The 15,850-nt window shown below is 69.2% G+C and carries 16 protein-coding genes and 1 pseudogene; 11 read left to right on the forward strand and 6 right to left on the reverse strand.

The annotated features are described in order from the left end of the window. Positions 1 to 13 precede the first annotated feature (13 nt). Together ACSNOD_RS06645 and ACSNOD_RS06650 are read right to left on the reverse strand one after the other, a co-directional pair. Entirely contained in the window at positions 14 to 1,096 is a 1,083-nt protein-coding gene (locus ACSNOD_RS06645) for a DUF5937 family protein (RefSeq protein ID WP_436765812.1), read from the reverse strand. Between the two features lie 111 nt (positions 1,097 to 1,207). Continuing rightward, positions 1,208 to 2,236, reverse strand: a complete 1,029-nt coding sequence (locus tag ACSNOD_RS06650) for a LuxR family transcriptional regulator (protein ID WP_436765813.1) — start codon at positions 2,234 to 2,236, stop codon at positions 1,208 to 1,210. A 455-nt stretch (positions 2,237 to 2,691) separates the two neighbouring features. On the opposite strand from ACSNOD_RS06650, the gene thyX reads away from it, so the two are divergent. The 8 genes from thyX to ACSNOD_RS06690 all read left to right on the forward strand — a co-directional run bounded on the left by thyX (position 2,692) and on the right by ACSNOD_RS06690 (position 10,690). Beyond that, positions 2,692 to 3,456, forward strand: coding sequence for an FAD-dependent thymidylate synthase (gene thyX / locus ACSNOD_RS06655; RefSeq protein WP_436765814.1), 765 nt, complete (start codon positions 2,692 to 2,694; stop codon positions 3,454 to 3,456). 34 nt (positions 3,457 to 3,490) lie between these two features. Further along, positions 3,491 to 4,111, forward strand: a complete 621-nt coding sequence (locus ACSNOD_RS06660; protein WP_436765815.1) for a TIGR00730 family Rossman fold protein — start codon at positions 3,491 to 3,493, stop codon at positions 4,109 to 4,111. A gap of 27 nt (positions 4,112 to 4,138) precedes the next feature. Next, on the forward strand, positions 4,139 to 5,194 hold the full coding sequence (locus ACSNOD_RS06665) for an isopenicillin N synthase family dioxygenase (RefSeq protein WP_436765816.1): 1,056 nt from the start codon (positions 4,139 to 4,141) through the stop codon (positions 5,192 to 5,194). Between the two features lie 83 nt (positions 5,195 to 5,277). Then, positions 5,278 to 6,627, forward strand: a complete 1,350-nt coding sequence (locus tag ACSNOD_RS06670) for an MFS transporter (RefSeq protein ID WP_436765817.1) — start codon at positions 5,278 to 5,280, stop codon at positions 6,625 to 6,627. Beyond that, complete coding sequence (locus tag ACSNOD_RS06675; RefSeq protein WP_436765818.1) at positions 6,624 to 7,196, forward strand: hypothetical protein; 573 nt, start codon at positions 6,624 to 6,626, stop codon at positions 7,194 to 7,196. Before ACSNOD_RS06670 ends, ACSNOD_RS06675 begins: the two co-directional genes overlap by 4 nt. After that, complete coding sequence (locus ACSNOD_RS06680; protein ID WP_436765826.1) at positions 7,106 to 7,864, forward strand: ATP-grasp domain-containing protein; 759 nt, start codon at positions 7,106 to 7,108, stop codon at positions 7,862 to 7,864. The genes ACSNOD_RS06675 and ACSNOD_RS06680 overlap by 91 nt, the downstream gene beginning before the upstream one ends. Then, entirely contained in the window at positions 7,855 to 9,189 is a 1,335-nt protein-coding gene (locus tag ACSNOD_RS06685) for an ATP-grasp domain-containing protein (protein WP_436765819.1), read from the forward strand. Before ACSNOD_RS06680 ends, ACSNOD_RS06685 begins: the two co-directional genes overlap by 10 nt. Positions 9,190 to 9,295: 106 nt before the next feature. Next, positions 9,296 to 10,690, forward strand: a complete 1,395-nt coding sequence (locus ACSNOD_RS06690; protein ID WP_436765820.1) for a uracil-xanthine permease family protein — start codon at positions 9,296 to 9,298, stop codon at positions 10,688 to 10,690. A 138-nt stretch (positions 10,691 to 10,828) separates the two neighbouring features. Here ACSNOD_RS06690 and ACSNOD_RS06695 read toward each other — a convergent pair whose 3' ends face one another. Both ACSNOD_RS06695 and ACSNOD_RS06700 read right to left on the reverse strand, forming a co-directional pair. Next, positions 10,829 to 11,071, reverse strand: a complete 243-nt coding sequence (locus ACSNOD_RS06695) for a hypothetical protein (protein WP_436765821.1) — start codon at positions 11,069 to 11,071, stop codon at positions 10,829 to 10,831. 11 nt (positions 11,072 to 11,082) lie between these two features. After that, on the reverse strand, positions 11,083 to 11,214 hold the full coding sequence (locus tag ACSNOD_RS06700) for a hypothetical protein (protein ID WP_436765822.1): 132 nt from the start codon (positions 11,212 to 11,214) through the stop codon (positions 11,083 to 11,085). 479 nt (positions 11,215 to 11,693) lie between these two features. Between ACSNOD_RS06700 and ACSNOD_RS06705 the strand changes: the two genes are divergently transcribed. The 3 genes and pseudogenes from ACSNOD_RS06705 to ACSNOD_RS06715 all read left to right on the forward strand — a co-directional run bounded on the left by ACSNOD_RS06705 (position 11,694) and on the right by ACSNOD_RS06715 (position 12,513). Then, positions 11,694 to 11,948 (forward strand): hypothetical protein, encoded by a 255-nt coding sequence (locus tag ACSNOD_RS06705; RefSeq protein WP_436765823.1) that lies wholly within the window; start codon positions 11,694 to 11,696, stop codon positions 11,946 to 11,948. Further along, positions 11,938 to 12,006 (forward strand): annotated as a pseudogene (locus ACSNOD_RS06710) (hypothetical protein); the annotation flags it as partial. The gene ACSNOD_RS06705 and the pseudogene ACSNOD_RS06710, both read left to right, overlap by 11 nt. 60 nt (positions 12,007 to 12,066) lie before the next feature. Continuing rightward, a complete protein-coding gene (locus ACSNOD_RS06715) occupies positions 12,067 to 12,513 on the forward strand; it encodes a hypothetical protein (RefSeq protein ID WP_436765827.1) in 447 nt (148 codons plus the stop codon). A gap of 1,069 nt (positions 12,514 to 13,582) precedes the next feature. Here the strand turns inward: ACSNOD_RS06715 and ACSNOD_RS06720 are convergent. Then, positions 13,583 to 14,302: a 3-keto-5-aminohexanoate cleavage protein gene (locus ACSNOD_RS06720; protein ID WP_436765824.1), complete on the reverse strand. Its 720-nt coding sequence runs from the start codon at positions 14,300 to 14,302 to the stop codon at positions 13,583 to 13,585. Positions 14,303 to 15,297: 995 nt separating this feature from the next. Next, a partial coding sequence (locus ACSNOD_RS06725) for a vanadium-dependent haloperoxidase (RefSeq protein WP_436765825.1) occupies positions 15,298 to 15,850 on the reverse strand: 553 nt, incomplete at its 5' end.

Here is a 15,850-nt window from a genome sequence, read left to right on the forward strand (position 1 = left end):
TCTTCGCAGAGCACTAGCGCAGCAGCGTGTCCAGGAAGTCGTTCCCGAGCCGTGCCACCGCGGTCAAGTCGAGGTGGTGCAGGACGTAGCGCCCCCGGCGCTGGGTGGTGAGCAGACCCGCCTTCTTGAGCCGGGAGAGGTGCCGCGAGACTTCGGGAGGGGTCAGCCCGTAGGCGCCGGCGAGTTCTCCCACGGTGTGCGGTCCCCGGGCGAGAGCGCGGCACAGCCGCATGCGCACGGGGTGGGCCAGCGCCTCCAGTCGGAGCTGAAGTCGCTTGACCGCCATGGGCTGCGGCAGGTTCGGGCCGCTGATCGGGTACTGGATGACCGGCCGCCAGCCCGGGGCCACTTTGACCACGAGGTGCGGCCAGCCGAAGGCGGTGGGGATGCAGGTCAGGCCCAGGTCCCCGGTCGCCCCTACGGTGTCCACCAGTTTGTCGGCGACGAGTCGGCCGTTGAACTCGTCCAGCTCCAGTGCCGGCGACATGGCGGTGAGGGCGGCGCCCATTCCCTTGTGCTTGAGCAGTTCCGCCTTGTGCCGGGTGTCGCCGTACAGGCCCGTCCGCACGTCCTGCCACACCGCGCCGAAGAACTCCTGCTCACAGTCCTCGAGCAGCCGCCGGAGCCAGGCCCGCGTGGCGTGCGGATCCCTGAGCAGGCGTTCGGCGAACGCGGCTTCACGGGGGCCGCGCGCGGTGGCCCGCTCCAGCGCCTCCCGGCGGTCCGCTTCGCTCGTCAGCGGCTGGGGCACCCCGCGGTGGTAGTGCGCCATGCAGGAGATCTCTAGTGCCGCCGCGACGAACAGCTCGTCATCCATCCGGTCCAGGGCGTCCAGTTCCCCGGTCAGAGTGGCCTGGGGCTCTGCGGGCAGCAGGATGTCGGCACGGGTGGCGTGCCACAGGAAGCCGGCCTCGTCGATTCTGTCCGCGAGGCCGCAGGGCAGGGCCGAAGCGGTCGCGACGGCCCACCCGTGCAGGCCGGGGTGGTGTCCCGGCGCGGACATGACGTGCAGCATCTCGGCGAGTTCGGACAGCGGGGACGGCGCGAAGAGCACCTGCTCCGGGCGCAGGCCGGCGATGTCGATCGTCACGCTCACGTCGATTCCTTCCTTCCCCGTCGTCCGCGCCCGCGTTTGTGAACCAGTTGACGATGATCGTCAAGGATGGACCGTGGGACGGCTTCGCTTGGCAGGGTGATGGTCATGCGATCAACCCCACGATTCGTCCGGCTCGGCAGGACCGCTCAGGCCGTACAGCCCGGAATCCGCGACGCGGTATCCGAGCTGGAACAAGGTGTCCGCTCCGAACTGCTGCTTGAGTTTCGCGATGTGTGTGGCGCAGCTGCGCTTGCTGAGACCGACGCGCCTGGCGATCGTGGACTCGCTCTCACCCTCGATCAGGAGCCTGACGATGGAGGTGCGCAGCTCGCTCGAAACGGCCTTGGCGGCGGCGGCGTCGGAGCCGTCCGGCCCCACCGGAAACTCGGTCGCCCGCTGCCAACTGCGATCGAAGACGTCCGCGAGGTACCGGACGACGGCTTCGTCGTCGATGAGGATGGCGTCGTCGTCGTTGTCGGGCGCCGGAATGAAGGCGATCCTGCGGTCCACCACGATCAAGCGCTCGAAGAACTCGTCGAGTGTCCGGACCTCGGCCCCCAGCGCTGACACGTCGCGGACGTAGTCACGGGTGGGGGCATCGAAGCGCGCACTGTGCTGATAGAGGGTGCGCATGGAGGCGCCGCGCTTCAGGGTGGCCTGATCGCGCGAGACGGCCTCGAGCAGGAGCTCGGAGGGCCGGGCGCCGCCGGGCTGCGCGGTGAGCAGCTCTTCTCTGCATTCGTCGAGGGCCTGGCCGAGGTGGAAGTTGATTGCCTTGGCTCCGCTGAAGCGGTTGCCCCTCGGACGCAGGTCGCACGGCTCGGCCGGTGAGCGGTACCGCTCGATGAACGGCGCCAGCTCGTCGCTGAAGTCGGACGCCTGGTCGAGGAGCCTCAACGCGCGCGTACGCCAGGCGGAACCGATGCGCGCCTCCGCCACGCGTGGGTCGACGGGCAGGAACGACCCCGGGTCCTGCGGATCGGGTTCCAACAGCCCGAGCCCCAGCAACTGGTCGACGGCTCGGGAAGATTCGGACGGCCGCGGAGCACCAGTGTCCGAGGAGAGTTTCCCGTTGTCCAAAGCCGTTTGATACATGGATTTCGCAAGGGTGCCGAGGATCGTTGGCAGTTCATCCAGCACTGCTTGCCGTTTCCCTGTGTGCCGCCATGCCTCACCCTTTCCGTCTTGTGAACAACAACATCATCACATACGGCAATCGTCGCAACTCCGCGTCACCTCAGGCAACGTGCCGCCCGACCTTCCGGGCTGTCATGAGAAGTGGCGCACCCTCTTCGATCCCCAGCCAGAAAGGTGCAAAAAAATACATGAAGACATCATATGTCCGGTTTGCCGCCCCTCGCTTGTGTGCAATGCACAGAGTTGATGATCGAAAAGGCTTTTCTTCGAGAGGGCTCCGAGAAATGATAATTCCGAAGGGAGAACGGCGCGCGAATGTGCATCTCAAAGTTCTGCTTTCATTCGCAAGGTCATATCCGGTGCATTACGAGGAAAAGCGCCGGGCGATCAGGGATTCCGGATGGGGGCAGCGGCCCAGACCGACCGGACCCCTTGTGACTAGAACAGGAAGACATCTCATGACCGTCAACGAAATCGACCGGCCTGCCGTGAGCGTCCGGGCAGCCGAATCCAGCACGTTCGAACTCCGTAGCGACATCACCGTCGAACTCGTCGACCATTCGGCCAGTGACATCGGGGTCGTCCGGGCGGCTCGCGTATCCACCGCAGGCGAGGACGCCCATCGCGAGGAGCGGGGTGACGGGTACAAGAACGGCCTGATCAAATATTTGATGCGGAGCCGTCACGGCAGCTGCTTCGAACACAACTACATGACGTTCCTGGTCAACGCGCCCATCTTTACCGTGCGCCACATGATGCGGCACCGCACGTGGTCGTTCAACGAGGAGAGCGCGCGCTACCGCGAGATCAAGCCCGTCTTCTACGTGCCCGACTCGGACCGGCTGCTGAGGCAGGAGGGCAAGCCCGGGGACTACCAGTACGTCGCCGGCGCCGAGGGCGACCACGACATGCTGACCACCTCCGCCTCGCGCGCCTTCCGCGCAGCGCACGACGAGTACAACAACCTGCTCCAGGCAGGTGTGGCCAGGGAACTCGCCCGCACGGTGCTCCCCGTCTCCACCTACTCGGCGGTCTACGCGACGTGCAACGCGCGCGCCCTCATGCATTTCCTTGGACTGCGCACGAACCGGGACGACGCGACCTACGTGTCCCACCCGCAGCGGGAAATCGAGATCGTCGCCGAACAGATGGAGGACGCGTTCGCCGCACTCATGCCCGTCACGCACAGCGCGTTCAACGAATTCGGCCGGGTTAGCCCGTGACGCACCGTTCGACCGTCCCGCGGGGGACCCCGGCATGAAGGTCACCGTCTACGCCGGTTCGGCCCTGGGGAACAAGCCCGTGTTCGAGCGCGAAGCCAGGAAATTCGCCGCGGAACTCGCACGGTCCGGATGCGAAATAGTTTACGGCGGCGGCGGGGTCGGCCTCATGGGCGCCGTGGCCGACGCCGCGATGGAAGCCGGCGGAAAGGTCACGGGCGTCATCCCGCAGTCCTTGGTCCACGCCGAAATCGCCCACCAGGGCCTGACCGAACTCCACGTCGTAGAGACGATGCACGAACGCAAGCAGCTGATGGCCGACCTCGGGGATTGCTTTGTCGCACTGCCCGGCGGTGTCGGAACCGTCGAGGAGATCGTGGAGGTCTGGGCCTGGCTGGTCCTGGGCCACCACGACAAGCCGATCACCCTGCTCAACGTGGACGGCTACTGGGATCGGCTCCTGGGGGCGGCTCGCCGGATGGCCGCCAACGGCTTCCTGCGCCCCGAGGAACTCGACGGTTTCCTCTCGGTCCACGATGCCGGTCACCTCCTCCAGGTCTGCCGGAGCTGGAAGGCACCGTTGCCGCGGTGGCCCGCAACACCCACCGCCCCCGTCGTCGCCGCAAGAGATGCGCGCGCCGGCGATCTCGCCGGCTGAAAAAAGAAGGCACAGAAGGAAAGACCCATGACGGTTGACACCAGTCCCGCCGAATTGACGGGCACCTCCCCCTCTCCCATTACCGTCGTCGACGGCTATGTGCCCGTCATCGACTTGAGCTCCGCGCTCTCGGGATCCGCCGCGGACCGCCAGCGCGTCGCGGACGCCATCGGCAGCGCCTGCGAGAACAGCGGATTCCTCGTGGTCGTCGGGCACGGCGTTCCACAGCGCTCCATAGCGGACATGTACCACGCCACGCGCACCTTCTTCGCCCTGCCCCAGGCAGAGAAAGAGAAGCTGCGCAGTGACGCGCAGGATCCCCTGATGCGCGGTTTCGGACGGAAGGGGAGCCTCGCCGCATCGAACGCGGACGCCTCGATACGACAAGAGCGGTCGAAGCCGGACCTCTCGGAGACCTTCACGTACAACCGCCTCGGCGACGCAGAGCAAGGCACACTGCCCGACGGCGTCGACGACCGACTGAGGCTTCCCAACAAATGGCCCGAGCTTCCCGGCTTCGCGGACACCTACCGCGAGTACTGCGGGCGGATGGAAGGGCTGGCCCTCGAAATCATGCGGCTGTTCGCCCTGGCCCTCGAACTCCCCGAAGACTGGTTCGACCGGAAGGTCGACCGGCACATGACGAACCTGACCACCAACTACTACCCGGCGCAGCCGACCGCTCCCGAGCCGGGCCGCCTCCGCAAGGGCATGCACAGCGACTGGGGCAGCCTGACAATCCTCTACCAGGACGATTCCCCCGGCGGGCTGCAGGTCCAAGGCCGGCAGGGCGACTGGCTGGACGTTCCGGTGATCCCCGGATCGTTCGTCATCAACATCGGCGACCTCATGGCCATTTGGACGAACGACAAGTGGGTGAGCACCGTCCACCGGGTGGTCAATCCGCCGCGCGAGGCAGCCCACCGGGAGCGCTACTCCATGCCGTTCTTCCACCAGCCGAATTTCGACACCCTCATCGAATGCATTCCGACCTGTACCGGACCAGGCAATCCTCCCAAGCACCAGTCGGTACTTTCCGGAGAATACATCATGGAAAAGTTCCGGCGCGCCTACGACCTGTAACGGCTCCTCTCGGGAGAAGCCTGCGGTACCCGAGATAGCCGAAAACCCAACACACCGAATTTCCACACCAGAACGGTTCATGAATGCCACAGGCCGAACGGGCGGCGCCGACCAGGCCCCGCGAAGAATCTCTCGGCTATCGACTCGGTCTCCCCGACCTGGGGGGCAACACCCGATTCGTCGCCGTCAACGTCATCGACAGCCTGGCCAGCGGCCTGGTCATGGCGTTCATGGTCGTGTACTTCTCTCGCACCAGTTCACTGTCCCTGGTGGCGGTGGGAACATCACTGACCCTGGGCTACGCCCTGGCGCTCCCCGCTCCCGCCCTTGCCGGCTGGCTCCTTGACCGCAAAGGTCCACGTGCGGTCGTAGCACTCGGCAACCTCATATCGGCCGCGGGTTTCGTGAGCCTGCTGGTGGCGGACTCGGCCTGGCAGATCGTCGTCACCCAACTCGTCGTGCAGACCGGCGCCTCGATGTACTGGACCTCCAGTAGCGCTCTGGTGGCCCTCGTCGCCGGGGACCACGACCGGACGCGGTGGTTCGCGTTCATCCGCGCCCTGCGCAACGTCGGCATCGGCTTCGGCGGCGCCGTCTCGGCGCTCGCCGTGGCCGTGGCTAGCACCACGGGACTGAAGGTGCTCGTCGCCCTCAACGTGCTCGGCTACCTCGTGGCCGCTCGGCTCATCAGCACCTGGCGCCCGACTGCCGACCGCCGGTCCGCCAGCCCGGCGCAGTCGCAGGACCCCGGGCGAATTCCCGCGGCGAGCTACCTCGGCGTCCTGCGGGACGGGGCGTACATGAGGCTCGTGGCGGCCAACGTGTCCTTCGTGCTCGCATCCATGGTGCTGAGCATCCTTTTGGGCATCTACGCCACCGACACCCTCAAGGCGGGTGCCTGGGTGGCGGGCGTCCTCATCACCGTCAACACCGCCCTGGTGGCCACCACCCAGACGCTCGCCGGCCGCTGGATCGAACGCCACCGCTCCACCAGGGTCATCGCGCTGGCCGCCGTGGTCAACGCGATCGCCTTCGGGGGGTTCGCGGCCCTCGACCTGCTGCCTTCGTGGGCCGTCTTCGCCGGCCTCCTGGCCGCGGTCGTCACGTACACCCTCGCAGAGGTCCTGGGCTCCCCGCCCATGGGCGAACTGAGCGTCGTGCTCGCTCCCGAGCACGCCCGCGGCCGCTACCTGGGCGTGTTCCAGCTCTCCTGGACGATCGGCGGCGCCATCGCGCCGGCCGCGCTCACCTGGCTCCTGGCCCGGGGGCCCGCATGGCCCTGGCTGTTCCTCGCCGCGATCAGCCTCTGCGCCGTCCCCCTGGTCCTCAGCCTGGAGGGCGGGATCCGCCGGACCCGGGCAGCCGCCCCCCGCGAACAGGCCGACACCGGCGCCGACCACACCACCGACACACGGGAAGACCACCTCGCATGAAGAAAATCCTGCTGATCGAAGCCAACGTCGCCGCCGGCCAGGAACTGCTGGACGCGGCCGCCAGACTCGGCATCGAAGCCTACGTAGCCACCCACGAGGAGCTGTACGAGCAGTACGGCACCGAACTCAGGGAGGCGATCAGCGGCACCGTCTTCACCGACTTCTCGCGGCCCGAGCGCGCCCTGGCTGACCTGACCGAGTTCTGCCGCGGCAACGGCATCGACGGTGTGGTCACGTCGTGGGAGTTCCTCACGCCGCTGGCTATCCGGCTCGCCGCGGAGCTGGGGCTTCCCGGACACGACGTGGACCTCGCCGACGCCTGCCGCAACAAGCGGCTCATGTCGGAGGTTCTGGCCGCCCACGGCGTGCCAGCCCCGCGCACCGTCTCCGCGCCTGACCACACCCGGCTGGCCGCCCTCATCGCCGAGGCCGGATTCACGTGCCGCTCGTCGTCAAGCCCGCGGAGAACGCGGGATCGATCGGCGTCTCCGTCGTCCACTCCGCTGCGGAGCTCCCCGCGGCCGCCCTGCTCGCACAGGAGCAGACGCACGAGTTCCCGCACGGCATAGCCCTGGACACCACGCTGCTCGCCCAGGAATACGTGGGCGGGGACGAGTACAGCGTGGAAACCGTGATCAGCCGGGGCGATGTCCACCACCTGGCCGTGACGGAAAAGTTCACCACGCAGGGCTCCAGCCGAGCTGAGCTGGGCCACACCGTGCCCGCCGAACTGACCGACGAAGTCCGCGAAGCGGTCCTCGCCACCGCGGAGCAGGCCATACGAGCCCTCGGGCTGCGCAACGGCATCGCCCATACCGAGATCAAAGCCGGCACCGACGGAACGGCGAAGATCATCGAGATCGGCGCGCGACCCCCCGGCGACCACATCATGCGCCTGCTGTCCGAGGCCCTCGGCATCAGCGAGGCCCGCGCGTACCTGCAGACCGCCCTGGGCGAACGGCCCGACGTCACCCCGCTGCGAAGTGGGGCCGCCGCCATCCGCTTCCTCACCGCGCCGCAGGCTGGCACCCTCCGGTGGATCCACGACCTCCCCGAGGGCCAGGGGGTCACCACCTCCGTGTACAAGATGCCCGGCGACGAGGTCGGAGCGCCCCAGGACAACATCGGCCGTGTCGGCCACGTCATCCTGTGCGCACGGAGCGCCCGGGAAGCCAACGAGGCAGCACTCGAAGTGACCGGCGCCGTGAAGGTGGAGGTGGCGACCTCATGGCGGTAGCACAGCGGATCGCCTTCCTGCGCTCGATCGAGATCCAGCAGACGGCCCCCTACCTCAGCCACCTGCACGACACCTTCGTCCGGGACGGCGTACACGCCAAGCTCTTCTACACCGACGGCGACTGCGCCGACCGCGACTTCCCCGGCGAGGCCGAGAAGATCGGGGCCGACGCCACCGCCGGCCAGGTCGTCGCCCACCTCCTGCAATGGCGGCCCGACGCCGTCATCTCGCTCTCCATCGCGGACGAGAACGCGCTGCGGGACGCCCTGGTCAAGCATGAACTCGCCGGGCACGGCATCCCTATGGTCATGCACGGCGTCGACGCCACCAGGATCCTCGCCAACAAGTGGGACACCAAGGAGCTGATCCGCTCCTTCGGGCTGGACACCCCCGAAGGGATGCTTCTCGACGGCGACCTCCTCAACGGCCGAAGCCTGGCGGTGCCTGCCTACGGCGAACTTGTCGAACGCAGCGCCCTGCGCTTCGGCTTCCCGCTGCTGACCAAGCCCCTCTGGGACTGCCTGGCCAACGGGATCGGCTTCCTCAACGACCTGGCCGACCTGCACACCTTCCTCGGCTCGCCCTACAACGGCAACGCCGTGCTCGAGAAGTGCCTGCGGGGCGAACTGTGTTCCGTCGAGATCGTCGGCCACGCGGGGGCGTACGTGATCCAGCCCCTGATCTGGAAGGGGGCCACGGGAGGCAAACCGGATTTCACGTTCGGCAGCCTGCGCTACGCGGCGCCCCGACCGGACGCGGAGGCCGACTTCGCACCCGTCGCCGAGGCCATCCGCGGCATGTGCGCCCGGATCGGGATCGAGGGTGCCGCGGAGATCGAAATGATCTACACGGACGGCACCTACCAGATCATCGAGGTCAACCCGCGGGTCTCCGGCTCGACCACCCTGTCCGTCGCCGCCTCGGGCTGCAACACGTATGCCTGTCTCGTTGAACTGGCTCAGGGACGGTGGAATCCGGAGACCGCCCAGCAGCTCGAGCGGAGCGAGCGCCGCCTCGCGTTCCAGTTCCCTGTCACAGAACTCACCGCGCTGGCTGTCGCCGCCCTGGAGTCCGACCTGGACCTGGTCCGGGCCACCAGCCTGAACATCGACGGAGTCGCCCACGGCAACGTCATCATCTCGTGCGCTCTCGCCGACGCGCACCACCTCCTGCCAGCCCTCCGGGGCATCGCCGAACGGTTCGGACTCATCGCCGCCCACCTCGTCGAGGAAATCGACGCCATCGTTCGGCGCTCCTTCCACGACCTCCAGGAGGCGGCCGGCCACGAGCCGGCCATGTCCCTCGCGGGCGCCGCACACCACTGAGCCCGTACGTACGTCCCGCAAGGCGGCGGCAGTTGCACCCGCGGTGTCCTGCCGCCGCCCGCGTCCTCCGGTGCGGCGCCCTTGCACCAGAAAGGCAATGCCCCTCATGCCTGCCAACCGATTCGGCGTGGGCTGGACCGTTCACGGTGACGGCCGGCCCCCCGCGCCTGGGGTCTGCGTACGCCCCGACGAACGCCTGGCGTGGCCCCTCACCATCGGGCTCGGGATGCAGCACGTCGTCGCGATGTTCGGGGCCACCTTCGTCTTCCCCACGGTCATGGGCCTGGACGCCAACCTGGCCGTGATGATGTCGGGGCTGGCCACCGTGCTGTTCCTCGTCCTCACCAAGGGGAAGGTTCCGAGCTACCTCGGAACCAGTGCTGCCTTCGTCGGCGCGGTGGCCGCCATCCGCGCAGGGGGCGGCGACACCCCAGCCGTTCTCGGTGCCATCGTCGTCTCCGGGCTCGTCATGGCCGGCATCGGCTTGCTCGTGCACTTCACCGGCCCACAGGTCATCCACCGCCTCTTCCCGCCCGCCGTCTCGGGGGCCGTGGTGCTGCTGATCGGTTTCAACCTGGCCCCCGTCGTGGCCCACACCTACTGGCCGCAGGACCAGTGGGTCGCGCTGGCGACCACGGCCGTAGTGATCGGGGCGTCGGCGCTGCTGCGCGGCGTGTGGGCACGCATCGCGATCTTCCTCGGACTCCTCTTCGGGTTCGTCCTGTCCTGGATCCTCGACCTGCTCACGGGTCCGCTCACCGGCCCCGACGCGACCGGCGTCGAAACCTCCCACCTCCGCGTCGACCTGTCCGCAGTGGCCGCAGCGGACTGGTTCGGCCTCCCTCACCTCCAGTCGCCCGACTTCCACACGAGCGCCGTGCTCTTGGCGCTGCCCGCCCTTGTGGCCCTGATAGCCGAGAACACCGGCCACGTGAAGGCGGTCGCCGAGATGACGGGCACCGACCTTGATGCGAGCATGGGGCGAGCCATCGCGGCGGACGGACTGGCGACAGCCGTATCATCCGCGGTAGGGGGCGCCCCCACAACCACCTTCGCCGAGAACATCGGGGTGATGACCGCCACCCGCGTCTACTCCACCGCGGCGTACTGGATCGCGGCGGCGGTGGCGGTGCTCTTCGGCCTCTGTCCCAAGTTCGGTGCGCTGGTGGCCGCGACCCCCGGCGGGGTCCTGGGCGGGATCACCGTGGTCCTGTACGGGATGATCGGCCTGATGGGCGCCCAGATATGGATCACGAACCGTGTCGACTTCACCGACCAGGTGAACCTGCTGTCCATCGCGGTGGGCACAGTAATGGGCATCGGCGGAGTCTCGCTCCGCCTGTCCAATTCGTTCACGCTGACGGGGATCGCCCTCGGCACCATCGCCACGCTGCTCACCTACCACCTCCTCAGGCTCTGCGTGCACGAGCGAACCCCCGGGGGCCGTGCGCCCGCACAGGACGGCGCCGCGAGCCCGGAACGGCAGCACGCCCACCGATGACGGACGCCGGGCTACTGAATGTGAATGCCTGATGTCGGCCTGGTCGTGGTTCAGCTCTCTATGGTCAGGCCGGTTCCCGCTAGCGAGCTCGTGCATGGTTGTGGGTGAGACGTCGAGGGCCCCTGCAGGGCTGAGTGTTCAACTCTGACGTGCCGGGATCGGGTCCGCGGTCTGCTGGTGGGACAGCAGGCCGGCGACGGCCCGGACGATGTCGCTCATGTGCTCGCGGCGGCCGAGGTGACGGGCCAGCGCCCGCCAGTTCCTCAGGTGGGCGATGCCGTGCTCGACACGGATACGTCGGGAGGAGTGTGCCTTGCGCTGTCGCTCGTGCGTCTCCTCGTACCAGATCCAGTGCGTGTGCCAGTCGTCAGTGTCGGCCATGGTTGCTGCCCTCAGCTGTTCTCGAAACGAGCGTCCATCTCCCGCTCGTACTCGTCGAGCCGGGCGAGGAACGGGATGAACGCTGTCTGGGCCTGGGCTGCGGTGATCTGCCCGGTCTCGATGGCGGCCAGGAGCTCCAGCACGGCGGGGGAGTTCGACAGCAGCGCCCCAGCCCGGCCTGTCGGTGCGGTGCTCGGAGTAGATGGCGCCGACCGATCCGGTGACGCCAGGAAGGCCGATGGGGCCGGCGGTGAGGTCGCGGGTGACGTTGTAGGGCATCAGCTGCTGCTCCGGGTTGCTCGGGCCATGGTGACGGTGCATCGGGGGTGTTGCCGGACCCCACCCTCCACCCCGCAGCACGAGCCCCAACAACCTCCTCACCGGTTCAGCCCATCCGTGTCCCTCCACAGAGATAATGATCCGCTCGCCGGAAGCGCCCCACCATGGCCGGGCCCGCGCTGGGAGGAGCGGCAGGCAGGCCACCCGCGCCCAGCGGCGCGCGATCAAGGGCCGCCGTCGACACCACGACGCCGTACGCCTGCCGGGTGGGCGCGGACGGCCACCGAGCACCAGCTGTGCCAGGACGTGACGGCGCGGGCGTGGGCTCGGCGCCCACGCCGTCGTGATCTGGGCCGTGGTCATGCTGCTGGACGTCCGCGGCCGCGCCGCGCCCTGGAGCCTCGGCGACGGCATGGTGGAGTACGAGCCAGGGGCCGCCCAGGGCCTACGCGATCACCTGGCCGCGCCGGTCTCGCCGTCCTCACCGCCGGGCCGACCGCTGCGGCCCGACGGCTGGCGCGTGGCGGAACCAGTGGATCAGGGCGGCGGAGTGAACACTGTTCTGCGTGAGTCGAGCCGTGCCGCCGGTGGTCCGTGAACGCGCCCGCAGCCGTAGCTGTCCGCAGTGCCGTGCCAGGCCGGGCGAGAAGTGTGCCCCGGACCGAGCCGGGCGCTCCCAGCTGCACCGCGGGCGAATCGATGATGCCCAGCGGGCCATGGAGCCTCTGCCGCCGTACCGGGTCCTCCGGCCGGACGAACGCCGTGTCGTCATGGAGCTGCACCCGGGGCTGGTCGACACGCTCGTGGTGTCCTGGCACAAGGATGTCGTGCGCGACCTGACGAACTACCCGTACGAGGCAGCGGCTCTGCTGCGGCTGGCCTTGCTGCGGGCCCAGGCCAGGACGCTCGACAACATGGCGTTGAGACTGTTCCTGATGCCGCTGGAGTTCCTCGCCCCCGAGGAAGTGTGTGAGGCGGTCGACCGGCTCATCGCCCGCGGTTTCGTAGAGCGGGTGGACGACACCTACGTGTCCGTCAACACGCTGGCGCTCGACATCATCGAGCGCGCCGAACTGCCGGCGCAGTTCCGCATGAAGTGGAACGCGGCCAAGGCAAGCTGCCCCGGGCCCCCGCCGCTCACCCAACAGCTGACCCTCATCTGAGAGAGGACGGCGTGGCACCCCGGGGAAAACCCCTCCGCCCGCAGAGCCAGCCGCGCCGGGATCGCCGCGGACATCGACCGGGAGCTGCCCGGCCTCGGTGACAGCGAGCGCCGGCGCGTCCTCGGGGACTACGCCAACAGGCTGCGACCGCGGCGGAGGGCCTCGTGCGGCGGCGGGAGAAGGCCCGCGCGGAGCAGGCCCGGCGCGCGGCGGCCCGCGCGGCTGCCCAGGAGCGGGCCGAGCGCGAGCGGCAGGCCGCGGCCGCCGCCGACGCGGCCCGCCGGGCCCTGCCGTGCGAGGACTGTGGGCAGGACCGGTCGGCCGGGCTGTGCGAGGCATGCGGCTTCCGGCGCCGGGCCCAGGCCCTGATCGTGGAGGCCGGACTGGTCGCCGCGACCTGGTCGGCCGACCTGAGCGACCCGGCCGACGTCGCCGCCATCACCGCCCACCTCCGGGCGTCGCTGGAGGCCGACATCGAGCGCGCCCGGCACGAGTTCCTGGACCTGGTGGAGCCGGGCGAGCTGGAAACGGACCGGGCCCTGGCGGCGTCCGTGCTCGCCTTCGCCGCCCTCCAGGCCGTCGAGCAGGCCCTGCCGGAGTACCGCAGCAGTGCGTTCGGGCGGCTGGGGCGGACCGAGGACGCCGAAGCGGAGGCCCGGCGCGCGTACAAGACCGAGCAGGGCGCCGCTGGTTTAAGCACAACCCGAACGGCGCGGACGCCCTCGCCGCCGCGACGAAGGCCGCCGACACCGCCTGGCAGCGCACCGCGCAGTACCTGCTGGCGACGCGGCTGGAGCAGCTGCGCGAGCAGGCCGCCGCCCGGACCGAGCAGGCTTCGGCCGCGCCGTGGGCGGACCGGTTGCCGAGCTCGCCGCGCACCCACTGGACGCCACCGGGGCGGTGATCGCGTGAGTGCCGATCTGAGCCGCGTCGACCTTACGCGCCAGGCAATGGTCGCGGCCCTGTGGCGGCAGACCAAGCACGGGCCCGCCCGGCTTGCCGCCGCAGATCTGAAGCGGCCGTGGCGGGGGCGCGGTGTGGGTGACAGGGCGGGAGTGTGCCGGGCAGGTTACGACACCGGGGCCCAGGACCGAGCCGTGTCCACCAGCACTGCGTTGTCCGTCGCAGTGCGCCCGTCAGGGGTGTGGAGGACGTCTTCCAATCCAATACGGGTGGACAGCCCGTGCTTCCTTGCGTGGTGCAGCACCACCCAGGCTGCCTCGTCCTCGCCGTGAAGGAGCACCGGTGCCTGCACATCGGTGAGCATCTGGTCGAGGAGCACCCTGGCTGTGGTGACAGCGCTGCTTGGGTCGGTGTCCGTGATCTCGGCGAGGACGCGCAGGGCTCGGCTCGAGAAGGGTGAGGCCTGGAAGCGGGAGTACGCGTCGGTTCCGGAGTAGATGCCTGCCTCGATGGCGATCCCTTTGTCGGTCAAGGCTTGCGCGACGATGTCTGCGCCGTCTTCGTGCCAATTCACCGAGGCGTGATCAGGCAGCACGGACCAGGAGCGGATGAGCGCGGCGCGCTCGTCGGGGTCGGAGACGATCCACGCTCCGGTGGTGACGCCTACAGGGATTCCCGGGACAGCCGCCTGTACTGCGGAGATGGCCTCGGCCACGCAATCTGGGCTCAGCGTGTCGATGCCCTTGGAGTTCTTCGGGTGCAGATGGATGTCATCAGCGCCGGCAGCGACCGCGGCCTTCGCCGCTTCGGCGAGCTCGGGGGCGGTGATAGGGAGGTTTGGGCACTGTTCCCTCGTGCGGGATCCGTTCAGACACACCTGCAGCATGGCTCCATGGTTGCAGGCGGGTCGGACAACGGCTCATGGAGAGAGCTTGGTGCGGGCCGTCGGTAGGAGTGGGCGCGGAGCCCGGCATCCGGGTGGGGCAGTGCCGTGTGGCGAGCCGGGCTCCGCGTGCGCAGGCGCCTTTGCCGGGGCCCGGGGTGGCGCCGATCATGACGGATCCCGCTGCGAGGGTGAGTGTCGTGGCGGCGATCAGTACGGTCTGCGGCGATGTAGCCGCTCCGAGGGCGCCTGCGAGCGCGGACCCCAGCGGGAAGCCGCCGAACGCGAGGAGCCGGTAGGCGGCGGTGTCGGCTATGGAGGCGCTGCGGGCCGCGGTAGAGGCTGCCCGGCGCAGCAGAAGCCGTGGCCGGTCCGTACGCGGGCGCGTTGACGGCGGCTCCGAGGATGTGTAGGCCACCCTCCTCGCGCCCCGGACCGGTGTCACGCTGTGAACCGTGCCCAGCGTCGCGCGGCCGGGGCCGCCGTCGACGCCGCCCTGCCGCACGCCCCCGCAGCGGAGGGCCCTACGGCTACCGAGCGGCAGCTGCTTCAGGACGTGACCGTTACCGCGTGGGCCTAGGCCCGTTCGGGGGAGCAGGTCCGTGCCCGGCAGGCCGCCGCGGCGATGCCGCGTTCGCGCAGCCGGGCGCCGCCGCATTGGCGGCTGCAACGGTACTGCCCGCGCCACGCCCGGCCTCCGTGGTGCTGGGGCCAGCCGCCGCCGACGGCGGCCAGGAGCCAGAGCTTGTCCTCGAGGAGCTTTCAGCCGCTCCAGCTTCGCGGGCGGCGGGCGGGCCGTCAGCGGGGGACGTGCCGGAGCGCGTCCGCGGCGGCGCGGGCGAGTTCCTGGCCGTTGTCGCCCGCATGGGGCCCGCCGCGAGCGCACCGTACGCACCTACCTGCCGGGCCGTCCGGCAGGTCGTCCCGGTCCCGTGGTCGCAGGGCCCCCGGGGGCCCCTGGGTAGGTCTCTCGGCGACTTCCCGAGATGTCCTGCCCTTTAGTACTCCTTCAGCTTTGTCGTGAACACATGGTTGGCCACCCGCTCACCGAGCTTCAGGCCGTCTTCCGCGTCCCAGGGGAAGTGCACGCCGAGCCAGATTCGGGAGTCGGCGTTTTCCCGCGCCGCGGCGCTGAAGCTGGTGAAGTGGCGCCACTTCACCGGGGACCTCGGTTCGTCGGTGGAGATGTCGAAGGCGATGTTGTCGGTCTTGAAATAGCGCTTCATCACCCCGGCCCAGGCCGCGCCGAACGTGGCGTGCCCGGAGGCCCAGGCGGGGAAGCACGGGGTGACGTTGACGCCGGCGGCGTTCTTCAGCAGGGGCTTCCACTCCGGGTCGAGACCGCTGTCGCGGATGGCGGACACCGGCCGCCACAGGTCGATCGGCGTCAGGTACTTCACGTCCCGCACCGCGATGCCTGCGTCCGCCAGGGCGATCGACACCAGCGCGAAAAGACGGGCGTTCTGGTACGTGCTCAGTCCCTGGGCCTCCGACACGAGCCGGGTGGCCTCGAGAAGCTGGCCCGGCGGCTTGTACGTGCCGTCCAGGTCG

This window comes from Streptomyces sp. URMC 123 (genome assembly GCF_051386515.1).
Taxonomy (GTDB): Bacteria; Actinomycetota; Actinomycetes; order Streptomycetales; family Streptomycetaceae; genus Streptomyces.

What these genes read in the sequence shown, in the direction of transcription:
- thyX (WP_436765814.1), top strand. Translation starts at nt 2,692, where the DNA reads ATGACCGTCAACGAAATCGACCGGCCTGCCGTGAGCGTCCGGGCAGCC.
- ACSNOD_RS06660 (WP_436765815.1), top strand. Translation starts at nt 3,491, where the DNA reads ATGAAGGTCACCGTCTACGCCGGTTCGGCCCTGGGGAACAAGCCCGTG.
- ACSNOD_RS06665 (WP_436765816.1), top strand. Translation starts at nt 4,139, where the DNA reads ATGACGGTTGACACCAGTCCCGCCGAATTGACGGGCACCTCCCCCTCT.
- ACSNOD_RS06670 (WP_436765817.1), top strand. Translation starts at nt 5,278, where the DNA reads ATGCCACAGGCCGAACGGGCGGCGCCGACCAGGCCCCGCGAAGAATCT.
- ACSNOD_RS06675 (WP_436765818.1), top strand. Translation starts at nt 6,624, where the DNA reads ATGAAGAAAATCCTGCTGATCGAAGCCAACGTCGCCGCCGGCCAGGAA.
- ACSNOD_RS06685 (WP_436765819.1), top strand. Translation starts at nt 7,855, where the DNA reads ATGGCGGTAGCACAGCGGATCGCCTTCCTGCGCTCGATCGAGATCCAG.
- ACSNOD_RS06690 (WP_436765820.1), top strand. Translation starts at nt 9,296, where the DNA reads ATGCCTGCCAACCGATTCGGCGTGGGCTGGACCGTTCACGGTGACGGC.
- ACSNOD_RS06695 (WP_436765821.1), bottom strand. Translation starts at nt 11,071, where the DNA reads ATGGCCGACACTGACGACTGGCACACGCACTGGATCTGGTACGAGGAG.
- ACSNOD_RS06715 (WP_436765827.1), top strand. Translation starts at nt 12,067, where the DNA reads ATGGAGCCTCTGCCGCCGTACCGGGTCCTCCGGCCGGACGAACGCCGT.
- ACSNOD_RS06720 (WP_436765824.1), bottom strand. Translation starts at nt 14,302, where the DNA reads ATGCTGCAGGTGTGTCTGAACGGATCCCGCACGAGGGAACAGTGCCCA.